Source organism: Cellulophaga fucicola, from assembly GCF_900119145.1.
GTDB classification, from domain to species: domain Bacteria; phylum Bacteroidota; class Bacteroidia; order Flavobacteriales; family Flavobacteriaceae; genus Cellulophaga; species Cellulophaga fucicola.
In genome coordinates, this window is the sequence record NZ_FPIY01000001.1 from 188,807 (window position 1) to 214,175 (window position 25,369).

Consider the following 25,369-nt stretch of genomic DNA (forward strand, 5'->3'; position numbering starts at 1 on the left):
ATTTAATTACCCGTGTATATTTCCTCTTTCGCCTAAGTTTTTCATTAAACTAGCTTCGTATTCTAATAAATCTTGCCATTTTTGGTCAACTTCATCACGGTCACCATATTGTCTGGCAAAGTTTAGGAACATAGTATAATGTCCGGCTTCGCTAATCATCAATTTACGATAAAATTCAGCTAAATCTTTATCTGTAAGTTCTTCAGATAGTAACCTAAAACGTTCGCAACTACGAGCCTCTATTAAAGCGGCATACAAGAGCCTGTGTACCAATTGTGTTGTTCTGCTACCTCCTTTAGGAAAAAACTTTAAAAGGTCTATTACATACAGGTCTTTGCGGTCTCGGCCTAATGTATTACCACGAGCAATAATACGATCATGAACCATTTTAAAATGTCCCATTTCTTCTCTAGATAATGCAATCATTTCTTGTACTAATTCTGTGTATTCTGGAAAGCCAACAATTAACGAAATAGCTGTAGCAGCTGCTTTCTGTTCGCAAAAAGCATGATCTGTTAATATATCATCTATGTTTTTTTCTACAATGTTAACCCAGCGTGGGTCTGTAGGGAGTTTTAAGCCTAGCATAATTTATGTATTATAGTGCAAAAATAGGTATATTGATTAGTATGTAAATAAAAAAGACATATTTTCTATGGTAGAAAATATGCCTTTTAAAGGTCTAGGTTGATTAGTTATTTTAAATATAATATTGATTTAAAGAACACTTGTTTGTATAATAGAATACAATAGTAGGTATTACTGTTAAAATTATATTAAAACCTAAATGTAGCATAAATCATTCAATAATGAAATAAAATAGACGAAAAAGTAACAAATCTGTACTATTTGTTAAATCATTACATATTCTCTAATGCTCTTGTATTTGTATTAAATTATTGTATGTTAGTTGTTTGTATGTTTTTTGTTGACTTTTTGTCTAGTTTATATTAGTTTGCTTTTCTGTATCTATTTAAAAATAAATGGTTTAGCTTTTCATAAATTTATTACCTTACCATTAATTAAGAACAACCATTTAATAAACTATCATTTCATGAAATCTATATTTTTAAAAGTTTTTGTATTTATATTTTTAAGTATTTCCTTTTTTTCTTGCGGCTTACAAAGTCCTAAAGTTTTAGTGTTTACTAAAACAGAAGGCTTTAGGCACGGATCTATAGAAAGTGGAGTAGTAGCATTAGAAAAAATGGCTAACGATCATAAATTTGTTATTGATACTACAGCAGATGCAAAGATGTTTACAGAATCTAATTTAAAGCAATATAAAGCGGTTGTTTTTTTGAATACTACGGGAGATATATTAAATGATGAGCAGCAAGCAGCTTTTGAAAAATATATAAAATCTGGGGGTGGTTATGTTGGTATACACGCTGCTGCAGATGCAGAATACAGTTGGCCTTGGTATAATAAGTTGGTTGGCGGGTATTTTAATGGTCACCCTAAAGTTCAGAAGGCAACATTACAAGTTATAGATAATACTCATTTAGCTACTAAAATGTTAGATGCCACTTGGGAAAAGGTTGATGAATGGTATAACTACAAAGATTTAAATGAAGATGTAAATGTATTACTAGATATTGATGAAAAGAGTTACTCTGGCGGTACAAATGGTGATAATCATCCAATGGCTTGGTATCATGATTATGATGGAGGTAGAGCTTTTTATACGGGATTAGGCCACACTAATGTAACTTTTGAAAACCCTGTATTTTTACAGCATTTATATGGTGGTATAAAATATGCAATGGGAGAGAAGAAGTAAAGGTTAAATACTTAAATCAAATTCCTGTCGTAGCAAGTCTATTACAGGATTTTTTTCTCTAAGTTTTTGATATTTTTCTTCTGGAGTAAAAGCAAATTTCTTTATAGCTTCTTCGTTAACCGTAATTTCTAAAGTTATAAAGTAGTTGTTAAGTTCCTTTTTTAGGTACTCCATAAGATCAAACTTTTCACGTTCAACCTCTTTTTTCATAGTGTCGTTAGGCAATTGTATGGCAATTGTTGTTCTGTCTTTTAACGTTGGTGTATCACTATGTAAGTTAGATGCTAAAATACGCTGTCCTTCGGCTTCTATTTTATCAACAAAGATATTCCATAACTCCTGTAGTTTTTCTTCTGTAAAATCATCATCAGGAAGAGTGCTTTCGTCAATTACAACATCAATTTTATTTAGTTTATGCTCTTGTTTTGCTTTTAAACTAGATAATGATAAGCCAGAAACTCTTTTAGGAGCATTAATGTCTAGTTTTTTTATGGCAGGAGGTGGAGTAATTTCTGCTGTTGTTACACTTGTTTCTTTGGTTATAACAGTAGGGGTGGCTGTTGTAGGAACTACAATTGGTTTAGTGTCTGCAACAGTTATTTGTTCTTTGGTCTCTGTAGGCGCAGTTTCATTCTGGTTAGTAGTAGAGTTATTTGTTGTAGCCTTTGTATTGGCTAACTCTATATTTCTGAAATGAGATGCAGGAACCAGTGATATAATTTGGTTGCTTAATGCTATAGATTCAGGATTTTTTTTTTCTCCATCAAAAGTGATAGAGGCTAATTTCATTAAGGCAAGTTCTATTAACAAGCGCTGATTTTTACTTGTCTTGTAGTCTAAATCTGTGCTGTTTGCAATGTCTATTGCTTTTAGAAGAAATGCATTGTTGGTTTGTTGTGACTGTTTTAGATATCTTTTCTTGGCTTCATCGCCAACCTCAAGTAAATCTACAGTATTAGGGTGTTTACATACCATTAAATCTCTAAAGTGAGATGCAAGACCTATAATAAAATGATGTCCATCAAAACCTTTACTAAGTGTAGTGTTAAACAAGATTAGTAAAGATGGTATATCGTTTTGTAAAATATAATCTGTAGTTGTAAAGTAGGTGTCGTAATCTAATACGTTTAAATTTTCTGTTACAGCCTTACGTGTAAGCTGCTTCCCAGAGAAACTAACAACCCTATCAAATATAGAAAGAGCATCTCGCATTGCACCATCTGCTTTTTGAGCAATAATATGTAAAGCATCATCATCTGCTTCTATACCTTGATTTTCTGCAATGTATTTTAAATATTCTGCTGCGTCTTTTACTGTTATTCTCTTAAAGTCGAATATCTGACAACGAGACAGAATCGTTGGTATAATTTTATGTTTTTCGGTAGTTGCTAAAATAAAAATAGCGTGTTTAGGCGGTTCTTCTAATGTTTTTAGAAAAGCATTAAAGGCTGCCTGAGATAACATATGTACCTCATCAATAATATAAACTTTGTATTTACCAACTTGTGGTGGTATACGTACTTGGTCTATTAAACTTCTAATGCCATCTACAGAGTTATTAGAGGCAGCATCGAGTTCAAAAATATTAAAAGCAAAATCTTCTTCAGACTGTTCTTCACCGTCAGAATTAATCATTTTTGCTAAAATACGAGCACATGTAGTTTTACCAACACCTCTAGGACCTGTAAACAATAAAGCTTGCGCTAAATGATTGTTTTGTATGGCATTTAAAAGTGTATTTGTAATAGCTTGTTGCCCCACAACATCTTTAAATGTTTGTGGTCTGTATTTCCTAGCTGATACTACAAATGGTTCCAATTATATTGCTTTTTTTTAGTGAACTACTGTTAACACTACAAATATAAAAATACCCTCTTATTTTACCTTGTATTTTGTAAAGATATAGTACTTACTTATCAACAATTAAATTACCTTTGCCACGAGCAGGTTACTCTATCGCTTTACAATTTAATTTGTAAAGAGGAAAGTCCGGACACCATAGTGCAGCATAGCGGGTAACGCCCGTCCGTTGTAAGACGAGGACAAGTGCAGCAGAAAGTATGTACAGGTAATGCTGTAGTGAAACCAGGTAAACTCTATGCGGTGCAACGCCATGTAAATTAGCGTTATAAGGGTACACGCCCAAGCTAAAGGGTAGGCGGTTTGAGCTTTTGGGTAACCAAAAGCCTAGATAAATGATAGAGGAGTTTCTTTTAGGAACTTTACAGAATCCGGCTTATTGCCTGCTCTTTTTATTCTTCAGATTTTATTTTCAAAAAAGCTAAAAACACTTCCTCCGTATCTTTTTGCATAAGAGAAATGTGGTAGGTGTTCTAATTTTGTGTGTTTAGAGTGCTCTACTATCAACATTCCGTCTTCTAGAAGTAATTCATTTTTAAAAACTAGTTCTGGAATTTTAGAAAAGTTTTCTAAAGATAAATCGTACGGTGGATCTGCAAAAATTACATTAGACTTTATAGAAGTGCGTTCTAGATATTTAAAAACATCACTTTTTACAGTAGATAAATTAAACTCTAGTTCTTTTGCAGTTTGATTTATAAATTTAATGCAGCCATAATCTGCATCTACACAAATAATATTTTCTGTACCACGAGAAGCAAACTCGTAACTAATGTTGCCTGTGCCAGAAAATAAGTCTAAAAGACTAACATCTTCAAAATAATAATGATTGTTCAAGATGTTAAAAATGGCTTCTTTAGCCATATCAGTTGTTGGTCTAACAGGCAGTCTTTTAGGAGCTGTTATACGTTTGCTTTTATGTTTTCCAGATATTATGCGCATTATAGAGCGTTTAAGATGGTAAGGTCAATGTTTTTTTTAGTGTAATCTCCTAATTGAAAAGTACTACTGTCTGGAGCATATATAGAAACATTTTTAAAATGCTTGTAGCTTCCTTTGTAAATATCACTATCCTCCTCTATTTCTCCAAAAAGTCTAAGTAGTAGGGTTTCGTTATTTAATTTTAATTGCTCGCAAGTAAAAAGTAAATAGTATAAAAAGTCTTCAGTGGTAGTATACTCAAAACTATTAAAAAGCAATAATTTCTTTTTGTCTAAAACTGTTATATCCATCTGTTTTTCAGAGGCGTAAATATAACAAGTAATGTCATTATTTGTATTTGCGTTTAGCAAAGAAGTAATTAGTATAGACGAGCTGTGTTTGTATGTAAACTCACCAAATAGATCATAGATGTAATTATTTATGTTAACCAATGGTACATATACATTTATAATGTCGTAGTTGGTAATTTCGTCTTGCGCTAGTAAGTCTGTAGCTAAAACTTTGGTATTGTATTTCAAATAATTTTTTGCTTCATCCTCAATAAACAACGGTTTAGGAACAAAACAAAATAGTGTATTTCTATGTATACCTATGACTTCAGAAAACTCTTGCTCGGTAATTTTATGTTCTGTAAACATAGTTACCAACTCTTTTTCTAACTCAATAGGGTTTAGTTCTTCATCAAAAGTTTTTTGGTCTGATACTATAATAGAATTATCTAAAGTATCAACAACACAAAAAGAAAGTCCATTCAAACTAATTTGAATGGACAATTTTTTATAATTAGATGTAGAATCTAACGTATTATTTTTTTTCTTTTCTGTCATAGATTGGAGGCCAGTTACCACTAGTGCTTACATCTTCTAAGTCACCAACAATAATTTCATCGCCGTTTATTTCTTCAACACTATTTAAAACTTTTTCTCTTTCTGTTAAATCTTTAGGCTGATCATATAAAACAACATCTTTTTTAGTTGATGCTTTAAATACAGAAACAGCTTTACCACCTTTTTCAATAGTAGCTGTACTCATTTTAAATTCAGCTTTACCATCTTCAGAGAAAGGAACATACATCATTCTTTCGTATCTCTTATCAGACTTAAATAAAGAATCTTTAACAGGTACTATGCTTAAAGTATCTACAATTTTTACATCTCTTTGTAAATCAATGCCAAAATCTTTATCATACTCCATATAAGAAGAATCTCTCTGTTGTATAATATAGTAGTTTCCTTTTTCTACAAAATTAACTAAAGCTTTAAAATTAGGAGCAAATTTACCAGTGGCAGATTTATGAGCTTCTTGTACATCTCTAATATCTTTTAGAGAATTTACTACAGCTTGGAAGCGCTCTTGTTTTACTTTTTTAAATTCTATAGGACCATTTACAGATTGGTAGATCATGTATCCAAAAAAGATAGCTGCTAACCAAAGAACAATTTTAATTACGGTTTTCATCAGTATACTGTTGTTTTTATTTAGTGGTTTGACACAAATCTACAATTTTTTTTTAATCACAAAAGTATTTCACCTTAAATTTCATCATTATCTTTGAACACATATGAATCTACCTACCTCAACATCATTTTTTACAATTTTAAAAGATAAATTTCCTTTTGAGCCTACTTTAAAGCAACTTATAACTTTAGAAAAGCTCTCTCAGTTTCTAATTTCAACAGAAAAAGACACGCTATTTCTGTTAAAAGGGTATGCTGGTACAGGAAAAACAACAATTATAGGCACAATTGTAACAAATTTATGGCATGTTAAAATGAAAGCCGTTTTGTTAGCGCCTACAGGTAGAGCAGCCAAAGTAATGTCTAATTACGCAAACACAAAGGCGCTAACTATACACAAGAAAATATATTTTCCTAAAAAACAAAGTGGTGGTGGTATACAATTTACGCTAGCACCAAATAAACATACAAATACAGTTTTTGTAGTAGATGAAGCTTCTATGATACCAGATGCACCATCTGATTCTAAGTTATTTGAAAACGGTTCTTTGTTAGATGACTTAATGTCTTATGTGTATTCTGGAAAAAATTGCAAACTAATTTTAATAGGAGATACGGCTCAGTTGCCACCCGTTAGATTAGATATTAGTCCGGCTTTAGATGAAGACCGTTTGTCTCTAAATTACAATAAAGAAGTAACTAGAGTAGAGCTAGATGAAGTAATGAGACAAGCTGAAGACTCAGGTATTTTAATGAACGCAACAAATTTACGAGAACAATTACACGGTAGTTTTTTTGAAGATTTTAAGTTTGATGTTAATCCGTATAAAGACATTGTACGTTTAATAGAAGGGAACGATATTTTAGAAGCTATAGAAGATTCTTATTCTCAGAACGGAAAAGAAGAAACAGCTTTTATAGTACGTTCTAACAAACGAGCTAATTTGTATAACGCTAATATTAGAGGCAGAATTTTATATCTTGAAAATGTAATTGCTACTGGTGATTATATGATGGTGGTTAAAAACAACTACTTCTGGATTAAGCCAACCACAGAGGCGGGCTTTATTGCTAACGGAGACATTATAGAGATTTTAGAGATTTTTGCAATTAAAGAATTGTACGGTTTTAAGTTTGCAGAGGTAAACGTAAAAATGGTAGATTATCCTAATATGCCTCCTTTTGAGACTGTTTTAATGTTAGATACCATAGATGCAGAAACACCGTCTTTACCTTATGAGGATAGTAATAGATTATATCAAGAAGTAATGCTAGATTATGCAGATGAAACTTCTAAATATAAAAAATTTTTAAAGGTTAAAAATAACAAATATTTTAATGCTTTACAGGTAAAATTCTCGTATGCTATTACATGTCATAAATCTCAAGGTGGACAATGGGATACCGTATTTGTAGAACAGCCGTATTTGCCCAACGGTATAGACAAAGATTATTTACGTTGGCTATATACTGCTGTAACAAGAGCAAAAAATAAACTGTATCTTATAGGATTTAAGAACGATTTTTTTCTTGATTGGGAATAACCTATTTTTGGTATAATATATGTGTATAACTAAGCAATAGTTGCTTTTTTTAGCAATTATAAACACATAAAACCATTAGTAATGACAACAGAAACAATAATAAGCATATTTTTAGGAATAGGATTAGCCACATCTGTGGGTTTTAGAGTCTTTTTGCCACTCTTTGCGTTAAGTTTAGCCGCATATTTTGGGGTTTGGGAACTAAACGGAAATTGGGATTGGATAGGTAGTTTACCAGCCTTAATAGTTTTAGGTGTAGCTACATTTGTAGAAGTTTTTGCTTATTTTATTCCTTGGGTAGACAATATTTTGGATACTGCTGCCGTACCTTTGGCCGCTATAGCTGGTACAGCGGTAATGGTATCTACAGTAGCTAATTTAGACCCGGTAGTAACTTGGTCTCTAGCTATAATAGCAGGTGGTGGTACAGCCACAGCTATAAAGGGGACCTCTGCAGCTGGTAGGTTAACATCTACAGCAACAACTGGTGGTTTAGCAAACCCAATAGTAGCAACAGTAGAAACAGGTACAGCAGTAGTTGTATCTACAGCAGCCATAATAGCACCAGTAATAGGAGCTGTTTTGGTGGTAATAATATTGACATTAATTTTTAGAATGTACAGAAAATTAATGCCCAAACGAAAACAATAGAAAAAGATATACATGAAGATTATTGCAATGATTCCTGCACGTTATGCAGCATCTAGATTTCCGGGTAAACTAATGCAAAATTTAGCGGGTAAGCCCGTAATTGTTAGAACTTATGAAACTGCTGTAAATACAAATTTGTTTGATGATGTATTTGTGGTTACAGATAGCGATACTATTTACAATACCATTACAGAAGCTGGCGGTAAGGCTATAATGAGTATTAAAGAACACGAGTGTGGTAGTGACCGTATAGCAGAGGCTGTAGAAAATATGGACGTAGATATTGTTTTTAACATTCAGGGTGATGAGCCTTTTACTCCTAAAGAAGGACTAGAAGAGTTACTGTCTGTTTTTAAAAACGATGAAACAAAAGAAATAGATCTTGCCACAATTATGTCAGAAATGACAAATGAAGAAGATATTAAAGACCCAAATTTTGTAAAAGTTATAGTAGATAACAGAAATTTTGCATTGTACTTTTCTCGTTCTCCAATACCATACCCAAGAGAAAAAAATGTTGATCTTAAATATTATGAGCACAAAGGTGTTTATGCTTTTAGAAAGTCTGCTTTAATGGATTTTTATAATTTACCAATGTTGCCTTTAGAAGCATCAGAAAAAGTAGAGTGTATACGCTACTTAGAATATGGTAAAAAAATAAAAATGATTGTAGATAATACTTCTGGTATAGAGATAGATACCCCAGAAGATCTAGAAAGAGCACAGGCAGAATGGAAGTAGATTACAAGAATATAAAAGTTATTGGTTTTGATGCTGATGATACACTTTGGGTTAATGAAACGTACTTTAGAGAAGCAGAAGAGCGTTTTGCAGAGTTATTAGAGGGGTACGAGACTAAAAATAAAATAGATCAGGAATTGTTTAAAATGGAAATGCAAAATTTAGGTCGTTACGGGTACGGCATAAAAGCATTTGTATTGTCTATGGTAGAGTCGGCTTTAGAGCTGTCTAACAACAAGGTAAGCAATTCTGTAATAGCAAAAATTTTAGATATTGGTAAAGAGATGATAGCGCAACCGGTAGAGTTATTACCTGGTGTTGAGTCTGTTTTACAAAAGCTTCAATCTAAATACAGATTAATAGTTTTAACTAAAGGAGATTTACTAGACCAAGAGCAGAAGTTAGCAAAGTCTGGTCTGCAAAAATATTTTCATCACGTAGAAGTTTTAAGCGACAAAAAAGAGGAGAACTATAAAAACTTGTTAGATCATCTTCAAATTAAAACATCAGAATTTATAATGCTTGGTAATTCTTTAAAGTCTGATGTGTTACCAATTGTAAAGTTAGGAGCACAGGCGGTACACATTCCTTTTCATACCACTTGGGTACATGAAATGGTTTCTAAAGAAGAACAAGAATCTAATAATTATTTAACTTTAGATAAGATTGAAGATATTTTATCTTATTTAAAATAACATATTTTAAGAAAAAGAAATATACATAACCAGATAGGTTTACTTAAATTTGTACTATCATATTAAATAGATGTAATACTATGACAACATATAGAAACTTCCCAATGGTACCTAGAGTAATTTTTGGGAACGGTAGTTTTAGCCAAATAGGAGACATTTTAAAGTTGAAACGTAAAAGTGCTACGGCTCCTTTTATTTTTTTAATTGATGATGTTTTTGAAGGAAAAGAACTAGCTACAAGAATACCTTTGGTAGAAAATGATAAAACTATTTTTGTTTCATCAGAATTTGAACCAAAAACATACCAAGTAGATGCTTTGGTAGAGCAAATTAAGGCAGAATATAATGAGTTGCCTTCTGGTATTATTGGTATTGGTGGTGGTACATTGTTAGATATGGCTAAAGCTGTAGCTATAATGTTAACTAACCCTGGTAGTTCTGCAGAATACCAAGGATGGGATTTAGTTAAAAACCCAGCAGTTTACCACGTAGGTGTACCAACAATTAGCGGTACAGGAGCAGAAGTTTCTAGAACAACAGTATTGTTAGGGCCAGAACGTAAATTAGGTATAAATTCAGATTACACTCCTTTTGATCAGGTTGTTTTAGATCCAGATTTAACACAAGGAGTATCAAAAGATCAGTGGTTTTATACAGGTATGGATTGTTATATACACTGTGTAGAATCTTTAGAAGGTACTTTTTTAAATGCTTTTAGTCAGAGTTATGGTGAAAAAGCAATGGAACTTTGTCATGATGTGTACTTAAAAGATATTCCAGAATCAGAATCTAGAGATAAATTAATGATGGCGTCTTGGCACGGTGGTATGAGTATTGCTTACTCTCAAGTAGGTGTTGCGCATGCATTAAGCTACGGATTGTCTTATTTATTAGGTGTAAAACACGGTATAGGAAACTGTTTGGTGTTTAATCATTTAGAAGAATTTTACCCAGAAGGTGTAAAAGTATTTTATAAGATGATGGACAAGCATAACATTACATTGCCAACTGGTATTTGTAAAGATCTTACAGATGATGAGTTTACAACAATGATTAATGTTGCATTAAGTTTAGAGCCACTTTGGGAAAATGCCTTAGGAAAAGATTGGAAAAAAACAGCAACTCCAGAGAAATTAAAGTCAATTTACAAGAAAATATAGTAAAGTTATATAAGTTATTAAAAAGCCGAAAGTGTTTATTCACTTTCGGCTTTTTTTGTAGTAATTTTATAGATAACTATAAATTAGAACAAAATGTACGTTATTATAGGTGCTGGAATAGGAGGGTTAACAACTGCTTTGGCTTTTGAAAAGCTAAACATACCATATCATTTGTATGAAAAAGCAGCTACTATAAATGCTATTGGTGCAGGTATTTGGTTAGCTCCAAACGCTTTAAAGGTGTTTGAGTGGTTGGGTATTTTAGATCAGATAAAATTAGCGGGTAACTCTATAGATCGTATAACCATAGCAACATCTACCTTAAAAACCCTAACAGATAGTAAGCAAGATGATGCTAAAGAACAGTATGGGTATTCTACAGTAGCTATACATAGAGCAGAGTTACAAAAAGTACTAGCTAAGAATGTACCAACAGATAAAATTAGTTGGGGAAAAGGGTTAAGTAGTTATGTAGAAAATAAAGAGAATATAACACTTACTTTTTTAGATGGTACAACAACTAAAACAGACTATTTAATAGCAGCAGATGGTATAAACTCAGTAATACGTAAACAACTTTTTCCAGAAAGTGAAATTAGATATAGCGGACAAACATGTTGGCGAGGTGTTACTAGTTTTTCAATAGGGGAAGAGTTTAATCATAGAGGTTTAGAAATGTGGGGAAAAGAGACCCGATTTGGTATTTCTAGGCTTTCTAAAGATAAAACATCTTGGTTTGCGGTAGTTAAGAGTAAACCATTTTTAACAGATAATAGAGAGATTCTAAAAGAAGATTTACTTGCAAGGTATGCGGATTATACAAGTATTGTTAAAGACCTAATAGCAAATACAGATATTAATGCAATTCTTAGGAATGATATTATAGACCTTAAGCCAATTAAAAAATGGTATTCTAATAGGGTTTGTTTATTGGGTGATGCTGGGCACGCTACAACACCAAATATGGGACAAGGTGGAGCACAGGCTATAGAAGATGCTTATTTTTTATCAAAAGTTATAGCAGAAAATACAACAAAAGATGCTTTTAAGGAGTTTCAAAAAGTAAGATACAAAAAGGTATCATCTATTGTAAATCAGTCTTGGTTAACGGGTAAAGTTGCACATATAGGTTTTGGTGCAAGTATTAGAAATATGGTGTTTAAAAGTATGCCAAAATCTATGATAGATAAAAAAATGCATTACATCTATACTTTAGATAAAGAGTAATGTATTTTTGTATCTCACTATTGTAATAATGATTAAGAGGAAGAAAGATGATGCATGCACTAGCTAAATTTATATATTTTAAAATAATGGGGTGGACCGTAAATGGGGCTTTTCCTAAAATTGATAAATGTGTTGTAATAGTAGTGCCACACACTAGTAATTTAGATTTTTTTATGGGTTTACTTATACGTAGAGTCCTTAATGAAGAGTTTAATTTTGTTGGAAAAAAAAGCTTGTTTAAATGGCCTTATGGATGGTATTTTAGATGGCAAGGTGGTATGCCAATAGATCGTACAAAAAGCAATAATTTTGTAGATGCTTGTGCAGACTTAATAAAAAACACAAAAAAAATACACTTAACATTAGCTCCTGAAGGCACGCGTAGCAAGGTTACTAAATGGAAAACAGGTTTTTACTATATAGCTAAACAAGCTAATGTACCTGTGGTTTTGGTTGCCTTTGATTATGGTAAAAAAGAAATAAAGATATCTGAAGCTATACGTACTACCGATAATACAGAATTAGATTTTAAAACCTACGAAGCTTTTTTTAAAGGAGTAGAGGGTAGAGTAAAAAGAAATATGTAATTATTTTTAAGTTTGATAAAAAAAAAAGCCCTCAAAATTTTATTTTGAGGGCTTTTTATATGAATTTGTTATGTTTTATTCTTGCATAGAATGATAAACGTTTTGTACGTCATCATCTTCTTCTAATTTTTCTAAAAGTTTTTCTACTTCTGCAACGTGTTCTTCGTTATCAAGAGCTTTAGTTACTTGAGGTATACGTTCAAAACCTGAAGATAATATTTCTAATTCTCTAGATTCTAATTCTTTTTGTATAGCACCAAAACTTTCAAAAGGAGCATAAATTAAAATACCATCATCATCTACAAAGACCTCTTCGGCACCAAAATCTATCAATTCTAATTCTAATTCTTCCGGGTCTAATCCTTCAGCAGGTATTCTAAAGTTGCAAGTATGGTCAAACATAAACTCTACAGAACCAGAAGTTCCTAAGCTACCATTGCATTTATTAAAGTAGCTACGTACGTTTGCAACTGTTCTTGTATTGTTATCTGTAGCAGTTTCTACTAAAATTGCAATACCGTGAGGAGCGTAACCTTCAAAAAGCACTTCTTTATAATCACCAAGACTTTTGTCAGATGCTCTTTTAATAGCACGCTCAACATTATCTTTAGGCATATTTACAGCCTTTGCATTTTGTATAACAGCTCTTAAACGTGAGTTAGTGTCAGGATCTGGTCCGCCATCCTTTACAGCCATTACAATATCTTTACCAATACGAGTAAATGCTTTAGACATTGCAGACCAACGTTTCATTTTTCGTGCTTTTCTAAACTCAAACGCTCTTCCCATAAATTAAAATGCTATAAAAATTAGTATAAAGGCAAATTTAAGAAATTTTAATAGCGTAGCAAATGATGACTAGTCTTTTAGCTAACTAAATTGAGTTTTGTGTATAAAAAAAAAGAGAGTTACCAATTGGCAACTCTCTTTTTGGTCTTATTTATGTGTTTTTCTTCTATTGTATAGTAAAATCTAAATCTACATAAGTTGGAGGTAAACATCTAGAGTCGTCACAAACCATAAACTCTACTTCTGCAACAATACTTGTTTTGCCAGGTTTTGCCAATTTAACACGTTGTGTAAATTTAGCTTTACCTTCAAAATATGTAATTTTCATATTAAACATTTTGTCATCTACAGTATGTCCTTTTTCTTCTATTGTTTTACCAGATAGTTTATAGTTACTACCTTCTTCAAAGATAAAAGTAGTAGCTATTGGTCCACCTTCAGCTACGTTTTGTGAGTATAAATGCCAACCAGCATCTATTGTTGCTGTAGCAATTAAATCATACTCAGTTGCAGATATTTTTTTAACTGATGTTGTCCATTTTACCGGATCTAATATTTGTCCATAAGAACTAATACTAAGCATTAAAACTACGGCTGCTAAAATGTATTTTTTCATTATTTGTTTTTTTAGGTTATACTTTAGGTTTGCAAAATGCGTACCAATTATTTTTTAGATGTAAAGTTACCAACACCTTCTTTTAACCAGTTGTGATATTCTTCTACATCTGGTGTATAAGCAACTGGGGCATTTAAATTTTCTTCATTATGGTCTATAAGAACGTAATATGGTTGTGCATTTGTACCATATCGCAATTGTTGTAGTTCACTCCATTGCTGACCTGTATAGCGTAATTTTTTACCAGGACGTAATTTAGATTCAGGAGCTTCACCTTCAAACTTTATTTTTTCATCAACATATAAAGAAATCAAGATAACATCATTCTTTAAAACATCTAATACATTGTCTTTTACCCAAACGTTTTGCTCCATTTTTCTACAGTTAACACAAGCGTGTCCTGTAAAATCTATCATAACGGGTTTGTTTACTTTTTTAGCATAAGCTAAACCTTTTTCATAATCATTAAAAGCAAGTATGTTATGTGGTGCCATTAAATGTGCGCCTTCTGGTATTTCTTGAGTATGTGTAGCTGTGCCACCACCAGTTTGCATATTACCAACACCATAAGGAGATTCGCTATAATGTTGTGGTGGAGGAAAAGCACTAATTAAATTTAATGGTGCTCCCCAAAGTCCAGGAATCATATATATTGTAAAGGCAAGGGTAATTAATCCCATACTTAATCTACCTACAGATATATGTTTTAATGGTGAATCATGAGGTAGTTGTAATTTACCAAATAAGTATAGTGTTAAGGCTCCAAAAACGGCTATCCATATCGCTATAAATACTTCGCGTTCTAGTAAGTGCATTTGTAAAACCATATCTGCATTAGATAAGAATTTAAATGCTAAAGCAAGTTCTAAAAATCCTAAAACAACTTTTACAGAGTTTAACCATCCGCCAGATTTTGGTAAAGAGTTTAACCAACCTGGGAAAGCAGCAAATAAAGCAAATGGTAAAGCAATTGCTAAAGAGAAACCGAACATACCTACAATTGGACCTATTTGGCTACCGCCAGAAGCAGCTTGTACTAATAATGTACCAACAATTGGTCCTGTACAAGAGAAAGATACTATAGCTAACGCTAGTGCCATAAAGAAAATACCAACCAAGCCACCACGGTCTGCTTGTTTGTCTACTTTATTTGCCCAAGAGTTAGGTAACATAATTTCAAAAGCACCTAAGAATGATGCAGCAAAGACTAATAGTAGAACAAAGAAAATAACATTAAACCATACGTTGGTAGACAATGCGTTTAAAGCATCTGCACCAAATACAGCACTAACTATAATTCCTAATAATAAGTATATTACAATAATAGAAATACCATAGATAATAGCGTTACGTATTCCTTTGGCTTTTGTCTTACTTTGTTTTGTAAAAAAACTAACCGTCATTGGTATCATAGGAAATACACAAGGAGTTAGTAAGGCTGCAAAACCAGATAAGAATGCAAGGAAGAAAATAGAGAATAGACCTTTACTTTCATCCTTTTTAGAATTTTTATTTTCAGAAGTAGTTTCTTTTTTAGCAGGAGCAACTGTTGCTTTTTCCGTGCTAAATTTAAACTCTATGTCTTTGTAAGTAGGAGCTAAACATTGTGTATCATTACACACCATATAATTTACTTCTCCGTTAACTACAGATAACTCTTTGTTTATAATTTTTATACGTTGTTTAAATGTAGCAGAGTTTTCAAAATACTTTACCATCATATTGTTAAAAGCAGGTTCTGGAGCAGAATGTCCTTCTTCTTCAGTAGGAGTACCAACAAGCGTATAATTCTCGCTTTCTTTAAAAGTAAAACTTGTAGCTATTGGTCCGCCTTCGTCAAGTTTTTGAGAATATAAATGCCATGAAGCGTCTATACTGGCTTTCATAACTAAATCGTATTCTGTATCAGAAATTTTTTCTACAGATGTAGACCAACTTACTGGGTCTAAGATCTGTGCTTTTACAGTACTACTAAAAACAGTAGTAAAAATAACTAGTAGGAAATAAAAAGTACGTTTATTCAAAATATAATATTTATGGATATATAATATAAGACGTAAAAATAACAAAGAACCCTTACTTTAATGTTGTTAAATTTGGTTAATATTTTAAAGTTAAGTTTACGCTTTCTTAATATAAGAGTAATAAATAACTAAGTTGGGTGACAAATTAGTATAAAATAATGCACAAAAAAATCATCTTGATAAATTACCAAGATGATTTTTATATTTTAAAGTGTATAGTTTACTGTATTATAACAGGCTATTTAAAACTTCTTTTAACTTAGGGTCAGATGGTCTAGGAGCATTTGCATTTACAATATTACCTTCTGTATCTAATAATATAAATTTAGGAATACCTTGTATAACGTAATCTTTAATAAAATCTGAGTCAAAATTATTATCTGCTAATAACTGTACACCTCCTAATTCTTTGTCTACAACCATTTGCTTCCATTTTTCATAAGCATCTGGTCTATCTACAGAGATACTTACAAACTCTATGTTTTTACCATGGTATGCTTCTTCAGTTTCTTTTAAAGCAGGGATTTCTGCTAAACAAGGTCCACACCAAGTAGCCCAAACATCTATGTATACATATTTACCTTTTAAATCTTCTAAAGATGTTTTGCCTCCAGCGTGGTTTTCATAACCAATAAACTTAGGAGAAAGGTTACCTGCTTCTACAGCCTTTAATTTAGTGTAATACTCTTTTACTGTTTCTTTCTGATCTTCATCTGTAGAAGCAGCCATAAAAGTATTGTAGTACTCATCTAGTTTTTCTGTAACTGTAATACCAAAAACAGTTTCTTTTAATAAACCATTTCTAATAACCTCTGACTCTATAGGTGCAATTGTTTTTAACATAGCAAGGTCATAAGACATAGAATCCTTTTCTGCTTTATCTCCTGCAATTTTGCCATAGTGTGCAATTACTAAAGATTTGTAAGAACTAGAGTTGCTAAAGTCCTCTTCGTTAGTAATGTCAATAGCACTTAACTCCGCTAAAAAGTTTTCAGAAACTTTAAAGTCTGGCTTTTGAGCATAATGTTGGTGGTAACTTTCAAAATTAGATAAACTTACAAGGTAGTTGTAGTTGTTATCGTTTTTCTGAGTTGTTTTAAAAGCCTCAGATAAACCTTCTGTACCATCTAATAAAGAATTAATAGCTGCTTTTTGACTTGCCATTTTTTCCTTAAAAGCAGCTTCTTCTAGAGTATAAGGGTTAGTACCGTCTCTAAATTTAGCTTCTTTTTCACTTTTGGCTTTAAAAAAATTGTTTTCTACAGAGCCAGTACCAGTCATAGCTATACTTTTTGCAAAGTCTTTGGCGTCTGCGCTAAAATTAATGTTAAAACCTTCTTCTAAATAGATACTAGTTCTGTTTTTATCGTTAATAAGTGCATACTGCCCTTTAGGAGATTGTATAGTATCTACAAAAGAACCATCTGCAGCTAAAGTAAGCGTGTCAATTGCTTTTCTATTCTCATAACTAGCAATTAAAACTTGATTCGTAGTTGCATTAGTAACCTTACCAGTTACTATAGCATAATCTATAGGTGCTACTACTTCTTCTTTACAAGAGGCTAAGCTTATTACAGCTAGGCCTAAAACATAAATTGATTTTTTCATTAGTTATTATTTTTTAGGTTTAAACGCAATCTCGTATGTTTTTGCGCCTTTTAATAATGTTTTAGTGAATTTTTGAATGTCTTTTACTGTAATTGAATTTACAATGTTTTCAAAATTCTTAGGATCGTTCATATTATAACCTTCTAAAACATAGTTTTGAAGTAGGCTCATATCATACCCATTATAATCTTTAGATTCTTTACGTTCTTTAATAAAGTTAGTTAAGGTTTTATCTAAATCTACTTGACTAATTTCGCCTTCACCTATTTTTTTGATTTCTGCGTGTACAATTTTTAATAAATCGTCTACTTTATCAGGGTTACAATCAAAGCTAACACTAATGCTACCTTCAGATACTGGTCTTTTAGAAAAACCTGCACCAGCTCTAGGAGAGTATGCGCCGCCTTCTGCTTCTCTAACTGTTTCTGTAATCCTTAATTGTAAAATATCACCTAAAGCACTTGCTAAAATATCGTTTTTAAGGCTGTATTTCATTTCGTTTTTATAACCAACTCTAACAGAACCTTTTTCATCTTCCATTTTCAAGAAAATATCTTTATCTGTAGCATTATTTACCCAAACTGAAGGATCTACTTTGTAGTTCTCTTTTGTTGTGTTGGCAGAAATACTAGCAATATATTTAGCTAATAAAGGCTTTAACTCATCTTTTTGTACATCACCTACAATAAAGAATGTAAAGTCAGCTGCATTGTTAAATCTGTCTAAGTAGATTTCTTTCATTTTATTAAATGAAACATCTTGCATATAAGCCTCGTCCATAACACGTACCTTAGGGTTGTTGTCGCCATAAAGTGTAACAGTAACGCTATCTTGCATTTTAGAGTTAATATCTTTGCTTTTTCTTGCTAAAAAGTTGGTTATATTACCTTGTAAAACCTTGTATGCATCTTCATCAAAACGAGGATTTTCAAAACGTAAATAAACCATTTGTAACATAGTCTCTACATCTTTAGTTGTAGAAGAGCCACTAATGCTTTCAGATAAACTAGATAAGTTAACACTTGTGTTTGCTGTTTTGCCAGCTAATACTTTAGGTAACTCTGTTGCAGAAAACTCCCCTAAACCAGACATTTGCACTATGTTACCCATAATGTTTGCAGATGGCAGGTCTTTGTCTTCTAGTAAAGATGTACCACCATAACTAGTAGCAGTTAATTTTACATCGTTCTTGTTTTTGTCTGCAAACTTGTAATATACTTTTGCACCATTACTTAGTGTAAAAATTGTAGCGCCAGTTTCTTTGTTTTCTTCTTCAGATACAATGCTACCGGCTTTAATTGTTGTTCCAGAAATTAAAGTTTTACCACTAAACTCGTCAGCATAAGCAGTTAATTCACTATTGTTTTCTGATCCAGAAATTATAGCTAAACCTTCTTCTTTAGTTAAGTTCTTTTTTCCTTTTACACCAGTTACGTTAAGTGTTCTATTTTCTTTTGTGTAAAGGTTTTTTATGATTGTATGAAAATCTTCTTTAGTTACCGATGCAAATATTGCTTGTACAATTTTGTACTCTTCTGCAATAGGAGTAATAGTTTCATTAGATAAATAGTTAGCTTTTATAGAGTTAATAAGTTGTCCGTGAGACATATCATCTTCTTTACTAATACTATTTTCGTAATAACTTTCATATTGCTTTTTAATACGATCTATTTCGCCGTCTGTAAATCCAAATTTAACAGCTCTGTTAACTTCGTCCATTACTGTTTTAAAAGCATCTTGCTGTTGTCCTGGCTTAGGGCTAATGCTAACAGAAAAATCGTTATTTAATCTAGCTTTTTCACTAAAACTAACTCTAGCTCCTAAAAAAGTAGCATCTGGTTGTTGTCTAATCTCGTTTAATCTTGTAGATAACATAGAAGTTACCATACCTTTTAATAGCGATTCTTTTAAATCTCCTACAGTTTGGTCTTTTATTGTTTTAGGATGATTTATACTGAAAGAAATACTTGCAGTAGAAACCTCTTCATCCATAGCAATGTTATAAAGCATTTCTTTGTTTCCAGGAATCTCTACAGAAAAACGTTCTTTGGGACTTTTTACAGCTGGAATTTTAGAAAATTTATCTTTTATTTTTTGCTCAATCTCGTCTACGTTAATATCACCAACAATAGCAATAGCTTGTAAATCTGTACGGTACCAATCATGGTAAAAATCGCGTAAAGCTTTGTATTCAAAATTGTCTACAACATCCATTAAGCCAATTGGTAATCTATTGCTGTATTTAGAGTTGTTAAACATAACAGGTAAAGATTGTTGTAGAATTCTCATTCTACCATTTTGGCGTGTTCTCCATTCTTCTTTAATAACACCACGTTCTGCATCAATCTCCTCGTCTGTAAGTAATAGGTAGTTAGACCAGTCATTTAATACCAATAAACAAGTATCTACCAAACCATCTTTAGTTGGTATATTATCCATATTATATACGGTTTCATCAAAACCAGTATACGCATTAATATCTTTTCCAAAAACAGCTCCGTGTTTTTGTAGTGTATTTAAAATACCTTTTCCAGCAAAGTTTTTGGTACCATTAAAAGCCATATGCTCTAAAAAGTGAGCTAAACCTTGTTGGTCATCGTTCTCTAAAATAGAACCTACATTTTGTATAATATAATAACTGGCAACACCTTTTGTTACGTCTGTATTATATATGTAATAAGTCATTCCGTTTGGTAAAACACCTTTTTTAAATTTAGTGTTTACTGGCAGTGGTTGGTTTAAATCTAACTGCTGAGCAGAGAGCCCAATACATAGAAATAAACTAAGCAGAGTTGTGATTTTCTTCATTTTTAAATTGTGTTAGTTTTTGTTAGTATATTATTAAGAGACGGTTAAATAATGCTATACCCTTATTATTATACTGTTAAATAAATTATAAATAGTAAGTCTACCTATTCTTGTTTTGTTACAAAAAATAAATATTTTAACTTTTTGTTTTTCATTGCCCCCCTATTTTTATTAGGTTTTAGGCTACGTACACGTAAGATGTATGGTGTACTAGTATGTTCCTTTTATTTTTTACGCTAGTCGATGATATTTTGTTATCCGTCTATTAATAACACTAAGTTTATTTGTATTAACATAAATTTAAATTGTAATAAGATTAAAAAATCTAAATTAGTAGCTTTTGTTTTTTGATGAATACCAAACAAAAAATAAATGAAGTTGCTTAACTTGTAGCTTTAATCAATGAAATTAACCAAATTAACTCAAACTAAATTAATATGCAGATAATAGAATCTTCAACTATGTATGATGTTATCATAGTTGGTTCTGGTGCTGGTGGAGGTATGGCAACTAAAGTTTTGTCAGAAGCCGGACTTAAAGTAGCTGTAGTAGAAGCAGGCCCATTTTTTGACCCCAAAGACCCTAAACAACAAACACAATTTAAATGGCCTTACGAGTCGCCAAGAAGAGGTGCTAATACCGTAAGAGACTTTGGTGAGTTTGATATGGCTTTAGGTGGCTGGAATATAGAAGGAGAACCGTATACGCAAAAAAATGGATCTAAATTTAATTGGTTTAGATCTAGAATGCTTGGTGGTAGAACCAATCACTGGGGACGTATATCTCTGCGTTTTAGTGAAAGAGATTTTAAACATAAAGATGTAGATGGTTTAGGTGATAACTGGCCTATTGGTTATGAGGATGTTAGACCATATTATGATAAAGTAGATAAATTAATTGGTGTTTTTGGTTCTAAAGAAGGACTTATTAACGAGCCTGATGGTTTTTTCTTGCCAGCACCAAAACCAAGATTGCACGAGTTGTACTATATGGATGGTGCAAAAAAATCTGGAGTTCCTGTAATTCCTGCACGTATGTCTATGGTAACTAAAAAAGTAAACAAAGATCGTGGTGTTTGTGTGTATTGTGGGCAATGTGCTAGAGCTTGCCAGTACTACGCAGATTTTTCATCTGGTAGTTGTTTAATTTTTCCGGCGCAAAATAATGGCGGACAAATAGATTTATTTGTGAACTCTATGGTTAGAGAGGTTACTACTAATGATGAAGGTAAGGCAACTGGTGTTTTATACATAAATAAAGAAGATCGCAAAGAATACAGATTAAAAGGTAAGGTTGTTGTTATGGCAGCATCTGCTTGTAGTTCTGCACGTATTTTATTAAATTCTAAGAGTGAGCAACATCCTGCTGGTTTAGGAAACAGTAGTGGTTTAATTGGTAAATATTTACACGATTCTACTGGTGCTAGTAGAGGTGGTTTTATACCATCTATGATGGACCGTAAAATGTACAACGAAGATGGGGTAGGTGGTATGCACGTATATTCACCTTGGTGGTTAGATAATAAAAAGTTAGATTTCCCTAGAGGATACCATATAGAAGTTTGGGGAGGTATGGGAATGCCAAACTACGGCTTTGGTTTTAATCCTAACAACTTTAACGAGTACTTTGGAGAAAAAGTTGGTGGTTATGGTAATAGTTTACGTTCTGATGTTAAAAAGTACTACGGCGCTACTTTAGGTTTTGGTGGTAGAGGAGAATCTATTGCTCAAGAAAGTAACTATTGTGAAATAGATCCTAATACAGTAGATGAATTTGGTATCCCTGTATTGCGTTTTAATTACCAGTGGACAGATTACGAGCGTAACCAAGCCAAGCATATGCAACAAACCTTTGAAGAAATAATTCATAATATGGGTGGTAAGGTGTTAGGAGATACACCAACATTAGAGCAAGATTACGGACTTAATAAGCCAGGAGAAATTATACATGAGGTTGGTACAACACGTATGGGAGATAATCCAAAAACATCTGTTGTTAACCAATACGAGCAAATGCATGACGTAGACAATGTGTTTATAGTAGATGCAGGACCTTTTGTTTCTCAAGCAGATAAAAATCCAACTTGGACAATTTTAGCCTTAGCTTGGAGAACATCAGATTATATAGTAGAACAGTTTAAAAAGCAAAATATCTAAGTTATGGATAGAAGAAAAAGTATAAAATCTATTATTCTTGGTGGTGTAGCCGGTGGTTTAGCTTTAAACGGATGTAAACCAGGAACAGATAGTGATGCAGTTGTACCTGAAGAGGCAGCTGTAGACGAAAAATATTTTGGTCGTACACCTGAAGAAAAAGAACAAATAGCAAAATTAAACGCAGAACAGTTTTTTAATGAGCACCAAATGGAAACATTAGGTGTCTTATGTGCACTAATTTTACCTGCAAACGAAAAATATGGTAGTGCTACAGATGTTGGTGTGCCAGATTTTATAGAGTTTATGGCTAAGGATATTCCAGCATATCAAACAGAGCTTAAAGGTGGTTTAATGTGGTTAGATCATAAAAGTAATAAAGACTATAGTGTAGAGTTTAAAAAAGCTACGCCAGAACAGCAAAAAGTAATTCTAGATGGTATTGCTTTTCCAGATGAGAAAGAGCCAACATACGAGCAAAATTTCTTTTCTTTAGTACGTAATTTAACAGTAACAGGTTATTACACATCTAAAGAAGGTATAGAAGATCTAGGATATAAAGGTAATACACCCAATGTTTGGGATGGAGTGCCGCAAGATGTATTAGATAAACACGGAAAATCTTATCCTAAGGAATGGATGCCTAAGTTTGTAGATCAAAGCAAACGAAATGTAATGGCAGAATGGGATGATGATATGAATTTAATTACGTAATCTAATTAAGTTTTAAGTTAAGAGTGTTAAATTGCCTTTGGAGTTATAATCTAAAGGCAATTTTGCTTTTTATAAAATGATTAGAAAACAGAAGAATGAAACCAAAACACTTATTACCATTATTACTAGTTAGTTTGTCAATAGCTTGTAAAGAGAATAAAACAACTCCTAAGCTAAATGATGTGCAAAAAGATACAATTACAATTAAACAAGACACAGTTGTTGCTACACCAGTGGTAAAAGAAATAAAATACAAATCTCTTACAGGTTTGGCAGATACTACATTTGTACGTATAGCAGATTTTAGTGGCGATTTTGCTTATGATTTACGCTATGCAACTGCTAATAATTTTTTAAAAGAAAAAGTGTACAATTGCCCTGAGTGTTACACTCGTGCAAAAACTGCTAAAGCTCTTTTAGCTGCTAATGCAGATTTTATGAAACTTGGATACCGTATTAAGTTTTTTGACTGTTACAGACCAAATTCTGTACAGTATAAAATGTGGAAGATTGTACCAAATCCGCAATATGTTGCAAACCCTAAAAAAGGGTCTATACACAACAAAGGTGGTGCTGTAGATATTACACTAGAGACATTAGACGGTGTAGAAGTAGATATGGGAACAGATTTTGATTTTTTTGGTAAAAAAGCATATCACGATAATACCAATTTGCCTGAAGAAATTTTAGCAAATAGAAAATTGTTAAAAGGAACAATGGAGAAACACGGCTTTTGGTCTATACGTACAGAGTGGTGGCATTACAATTTATCTGCAATGTCTAATGCAAAGGTGGCTAATTTTAAGTGGGATTGTCCAGAGTAGTTTGTTATACTTTACTGCACAACAATACAATTTTATTATTGTTACAATCTGTAGTAAAAAACAGGTAGTTTGTACCACCATCTTTAATTTTAAACTTTTTACGAATGTTTACAACGCTTTCAGGGAAATTACGGGTTGTAATATTAGCTTTTGTAAGTTGCAAGCGTTGTATCTCTTTTTTATTATAAGGTATTTGTTTTTCTATTGTAAAACGTCTTCCTGCAAAAGCTACTAAGTTTGTAGAAGTGTATAAATGTGCATGCTCGTGCAGTTTATTTATATTGTAATAAGCAGCAACAGATTTAAATGCTCCAGATTTTAAAATAGCCGAATTGGGTTCGTACAAATAACGTTGAGGTTCATTGTAATTTAAAGCAACCTCCCTTTCATCTGTATAATTAAAAGAAAAAAGAGCATCTTCAGTTTTAGTTATATTGATGGTTTTTATATTGATATCTGAGGTGTAATCCTTTTTTAATACCCATAATAATTCTTTTACCTCATTGTTTACTGCTACAACGTGTATTTCTTTTACATTTTGTAACGATTTTATACCAACTGAAAAATCTAACAGCGGTGATGTTTTTATAAGAATGTTATCAGCTTTGCTAAAAATTAAATCTAAATGTTCTGGTACGTTAGGCAAACAATCTTCTAAAAAAAAGACTTTTCCTTTGGCGTCATTTCGTCTAGAGGGATCAATGTATATCCAATCAAAAAAGAGGTCGGTGTTTTGTAGAAACTCTAAACCATTTTCTGCATAGGTTTTAATATTGTTTGCACCTAACGTTTTAAAGTTGTGTGTTGCTATTTTAGATACGTTCTTAGAGATTTCGCAATGGTAAACAGTAGTTAATTTTTTAGCGAAGAAAAAGCAATCTACACCTAAGCCTCCGGTAAGGTCTATAAGTGTTTTGTTATTTACAATAGATGCTTTGTATGCTGCTGTTTTTTCTGATGACGTTTGCTCTATATTTAGTTTGTTAGGGTAATAAATAGAGGGTGTGTTGTACCAAGTAGGTAACTTGTCTTTGCACTTGTTTTTGGCTTCAATTTGCTCTGCTAGTTCTTTATTGTCTACAGCGTTAAATGTATTTTTTTTTAACAATACAGACATAATATCTGTAGCTAGATTTTCAGTTATAAAATCTTGTATGTTGGTATGTAAAATAGCAGTATTCAAACT

The 25,369-nt window shown here is 32.2% G+C and carries 22 protein-coding genes and 1 other RNA gene; 12 read left to right on the forward strand and 11 right to left on the reverse strand.

The annotated features are described in order from the left end of the window. Nucleotides 1-6 precede the first annotated feature (6 nt). A complete protein-coding gene (locus BT107_RS00880; RefSeq protein WP_072301873.1) occupies nucleotides 7-588 on the reverse strand; it encodes a MiaE family protein in 582 nt (193 codons plus the stop codon). Between the two features lie 466 nt (nucleotides 589-1,054). Here BT107_RS00880 and BT107_RS00885 point away from each other — a divergent pair, with 466 nt between their 5' ends. After that, nucleotides 1,055-1,783: a ThuA domain-containing protein gene (locus tag BT107_RS00885; RefSeq protein ID WP_072301874.1), complete on the forward strand. Its 729-nt coding sequence runs from the start codon at nucleotides 1,055-1,057 to the stop codon at nucleotides 1,781-1,783. A 3-nt stretch (nucleotides 1,784-1,786) separates the two neighbouring features. Here the strand turns inward: BT107_RS00885 and BT107_RS00890 are convergent, their stop codons facing one another. Continuing rightward, nucleotides 1,787-3,601 carry a DNA polymerase III subunit gamma/tau gene (locus BT107_RS00890; RefSeq protein WP_072301875.1) on the reverse strand — a complete coding sequence of 605 codons (1,815 nt, stop codon included), beginning with the start codon at nucleotides 3,599-3,601 and terminating at the stop codon, nucleotides 1,787-1,789. Nucleotides 3,602-3,723: 122 nt separating this feature from the next. Here BT107_RS00890 and rnpB point away from each other — a divergent pair. Beyond that, an RNA gene (gene rnpB, locus BT107_RS00895) (RNase P RNA component class A) lies at nucleotides 3,724-4,037 on the forward strand. Between the two features lie 5 nt (nucleotides 4,038-4,042). Here rnpB and BT107_RS00900 read toward each other — a convergent pair. Genes BT107_RS00900 through BT107_RS00910 form a run of 3 tightly spaced genes read right to left on the reverse strand, consistent with a single transcriptional unit; the run spans nucleotide 4,043 to nucleotide 6,043 of the window. Beyond that, the gene (locus BT107_RS00900) at nucleotides 4,043-4,585 is read right to left on the reverse strand and encodes an RsmD family RNA methyltransferase (protein WP_072301876.1); all 543 of its coding nucleotides are present in this window, start codon (nucleotides 4,583-4,585) and stop codon (nucleotides 4,043-4,045) included. Beyond that, nucleotides 4,585-5,412 carry a DUF3822 family protein gene (locus BT107_RS00905; RefSeq protein WP_072301877.1) on the reverse strand — a complete coding sequence of 276 codons (828 nt, stop codon included), beginning with the start codon at nucleotides 5,410-5,412 and terminating at the stop codon, nucleotides 4,585-4,587. The genes BT107_RS00900 and BT107_RS00905 overlap by 1 nt, the downstream gene beginning before the upstream one ends. Beyond that, nucleotides 5,390-6,043, reverse strand: coding sequence for a hypothetical protein (locus BT107_RS00910; protein WP_072301878.1), 654 nt, complete (start codon nucleotides 6,041-6,043; stop codon nucleotides 5,390-5,392). The genes BT107_RS00905 and BT107_RS00910 overlap by 23 nt, the downstream gene beginning before the upstream one ends. 103 nt (nucleotides 6,044-6,146) lie before the next feature. Here BT107_RS00910 and BT107_RS00915 point away from each other — a divergent pair, with 103 nt between their 5' ends. The 7 genes from BT107_RS00915 (at nucleotide 6,147) to BT107_RS00945 (ending at nucleotide 12,647) form a co-directional block, all read left to right on the forward strand. Then, complete coding sequence (locus BT107_RS00915) at nucleotides 6,147-7,586, forward strand: ATP-dependent DNA helicase (RefSeq protein ID WP_072301879.1); 1,440 nt, start codon at nucleotides 6,147-6,149, stop codon at nucleotides 7,584-7,586. Between the two features lie 81 nt (nucleotides 7,587-7,667). After that, nucleotides 7,668-8,237 carry a DUF4126 domain-containing protein gene (locus BT107_RS00920; RefSeq protein ID WP_072301880.1) on the forward strand — a complete coding sequence of 190 codons (570 nt, stop codon included), beginning with the start codon at nucleotides 7,668-7,670 and terminating at the stop codon, nucleotides 8,235-8,237. 12 nt (nucleotides 8,238-8,249) lie between these two features. Next, entirely contained in the window at nucleotides 8,250-8,978 is a 729-nt protein-coding gene (gene kdsB, locus BT107_RS00925; RefSeq protein WP_072301881.1) for a 3-deoxy-manno-octulosonate cytidylyltransferase, read from the forward strand. After that, complete coding sequence (locus tag BT107_RS00930; protein ID WP_072301882.1) at nucleotides 8,969-9,673, forward strand: HAD family hydrolase; 705 nt, start codon at nucleotides 8,969-8,971, stop codon at nucleotides 9,671-9,673. The genes kdsB and BT107_RS00930 overlap by 10 nt, the downstream gene beginning before the upstream one ends. 80 nt (nucleotides 9,674-9,753) lie before the next feature. Beyond that, complete coding sequence (locus BT107_RS00935; RefSeq protein WP_072301883.1) at nucleotides 9,754-10,833, forward strand: iron-containing alcohol dehydrogenase family protein; 1,080 nt, start codon at nucleotides 9,754-9,756, stop codon at nucleotides 10,831-10,833. Nucleotides 10,834-10,926: 93 nt separating this feature from the next. After that, nucleotides 10,927-12,060 (forward strand): FAD-dependent monooxygenase, encoded by a 1,134-nt coding sequence (locus BT107_RS00940; protein ID WP_072301884.1) that lies wholly within the window; start codon nucleotides 10,927-10,929, stop codon nucleotides 12,058-12,060. Nucleotides 12,061-12,107: 47 nt separating this feature from the next. Beyond that, the gene (locus BT107_RS00945; protein ID WP_084639064.1) at nucleotides 12,108-12,647 is read left to right on the forward strand and encodes a 1-acyl-sn-glycerol-3-phosphate acyltransferase; all 540 of its coding nucleotides are present in this window, start codon (nucleotides 12,108-12,110) and stop codon (nucleotides 12,645-12,647) included. 75 nt (nucleotides 12,648-12,722) lie between these two features. Here BT107_RS00945 and BT107_RS00950 read toward each other — a convergent pair whose 3' ends face one another. From BT107_RS00950 to BT107_RS00970, 5 genes are all read right to left on the reverse strand, one after another. Further along, nucleotides 12,723-13,436, reverse strand: a complete 714-nt coding sequence (locus BT107_RS00950) for a YebC/PmpR family DNA-binding transcriptional regulator (protein WP_072301885.1) — start codon at nucleotides 13,434-13,436, stop codon at nucleotides 12,723-12,725. 166 nt (nucleotides 13,437-13,602) lie between these two features. Next, complete coding sequence (locus BT107_RS00955) at nucleotides 13,603-14,052, reverse strand: protein-disulfide reductase DsbD domain-containing protein (protein ID WP_072301886.1); 450 nt, start codon at nucleotides 14,050-14,052, stop codon at nucleotides 13,603-13,605. A gap of 47 nt (nucleotides 14,053-14,099) precedes the next feature. Further along, nucleotides 14,100-16,076: a protein-disulfide reductase DsbD family protein gene (locus BT107_RS00960; protein ID WP_425291834.1), complete on the reverse strand. Its 1,977-nt coding sequence runs from the start codon at nucleotides 16,074-16,076 to the stop codon at nucleotides 14,100-14,102. A gap of 228 nt (nucleotides 16,077-16,304) precedes the next feature. Beyond that, nucleotides 16,305-17,684, reverse strand: coding sequence for a TlpA disulfide reductase family protein (locus BT107_RS00965; RefSeq protein WP_072301887.1), 1,380 nt, complete (start codon nucleotides 17,682-17,684; stop codon nucleotides 16,305-16,307). A 6-nt stretch (nucleotides 17,685-17,690) separates the two neighbouring features. Further along, the gene (locus BT107_RS00970; protein ID WP_072301888.1) at nucleotides 17,691-20,492 is read right to left on the reverse strand and encodes a M16 family metallopeptidase; all 2,802 of its coding nucleotides are present in this window, start codon (nucleotides 20,490-20,492) and stop codon (nucleotides 17,691-17,693) included. 437 nt (nucleotides 20,493-20,929) lie between these two features. Here BT107_RS00970 and BT107_RS00975 point away from each other — a divergent pair, with 437 nt between their 5' ends. The 3 genes from BT107_RS00975 to BT107_RS00985 all read left to right on the forward strand — a co-directional run bounded on the left by BT107_RS00975 (nucleotide 20,930) and on the right by BT107_RS00985 (nucleotide 24,183). Further along, on the forward strand, nucleotides 20,930-22,648 hold the full coding sequence (locus tag BT107_RS00975) for a GMC family oxidoreductase (protein WP_072301889.1): 1,719 nt from the start codon (nucleotides 20,930-20,932) through the stop codon (nucleotides 22,646-22,648). A gap of 3 nt (nucleotides 22,649-22,651) precedes the next feature. Continuing rightward, nucleotides 22,652-23,359: a gluconate 2-dehydrogenase subunit 3 family protein gene (locus BT107_RS00980; protein WP_072301890.1), complete on the forward strand. Its 708-nt coding sequence runs from the start codon at nucleotides 22,652-22,654 to the stop codon at nucleotides 23,357-23,359. Between the two features lie 95 nt (nucleotides 23,360-23,454). Beyond that, complete coding sequence (locus tag BT107_RS00985; RefSeq protein ID WP_072301891.1) at nucleotides 23,455-24,183, forward strand: M15 family metallopeptidase; 729 nt, start codon at nucleotides 23,455-23,457, stop codon at nucleotides 24,181-24,183. 4 nt (nucleotides 24,184-24,187) lie between these two features. Here the strand turns inward: BT107_RS00985 and BT107_RS00990 are convergent, their stop codons facing one another. Next, the gene (locus BT107_RS00990) at nucleotides 24,188-25,366 is read right to left on the reverse strand and encodes a THUMP-like domain-containing protein (RefSeq protein ID WP_072301892.1); all 1,179 of its coding nucleotides are present in this window, start codon (nucleotides 25,364-25,366) and stop codon (nucleotides 24,188-24,190) included. Nucleotides 25,367-25,369 lie beyond the last annotated feature (3 nt).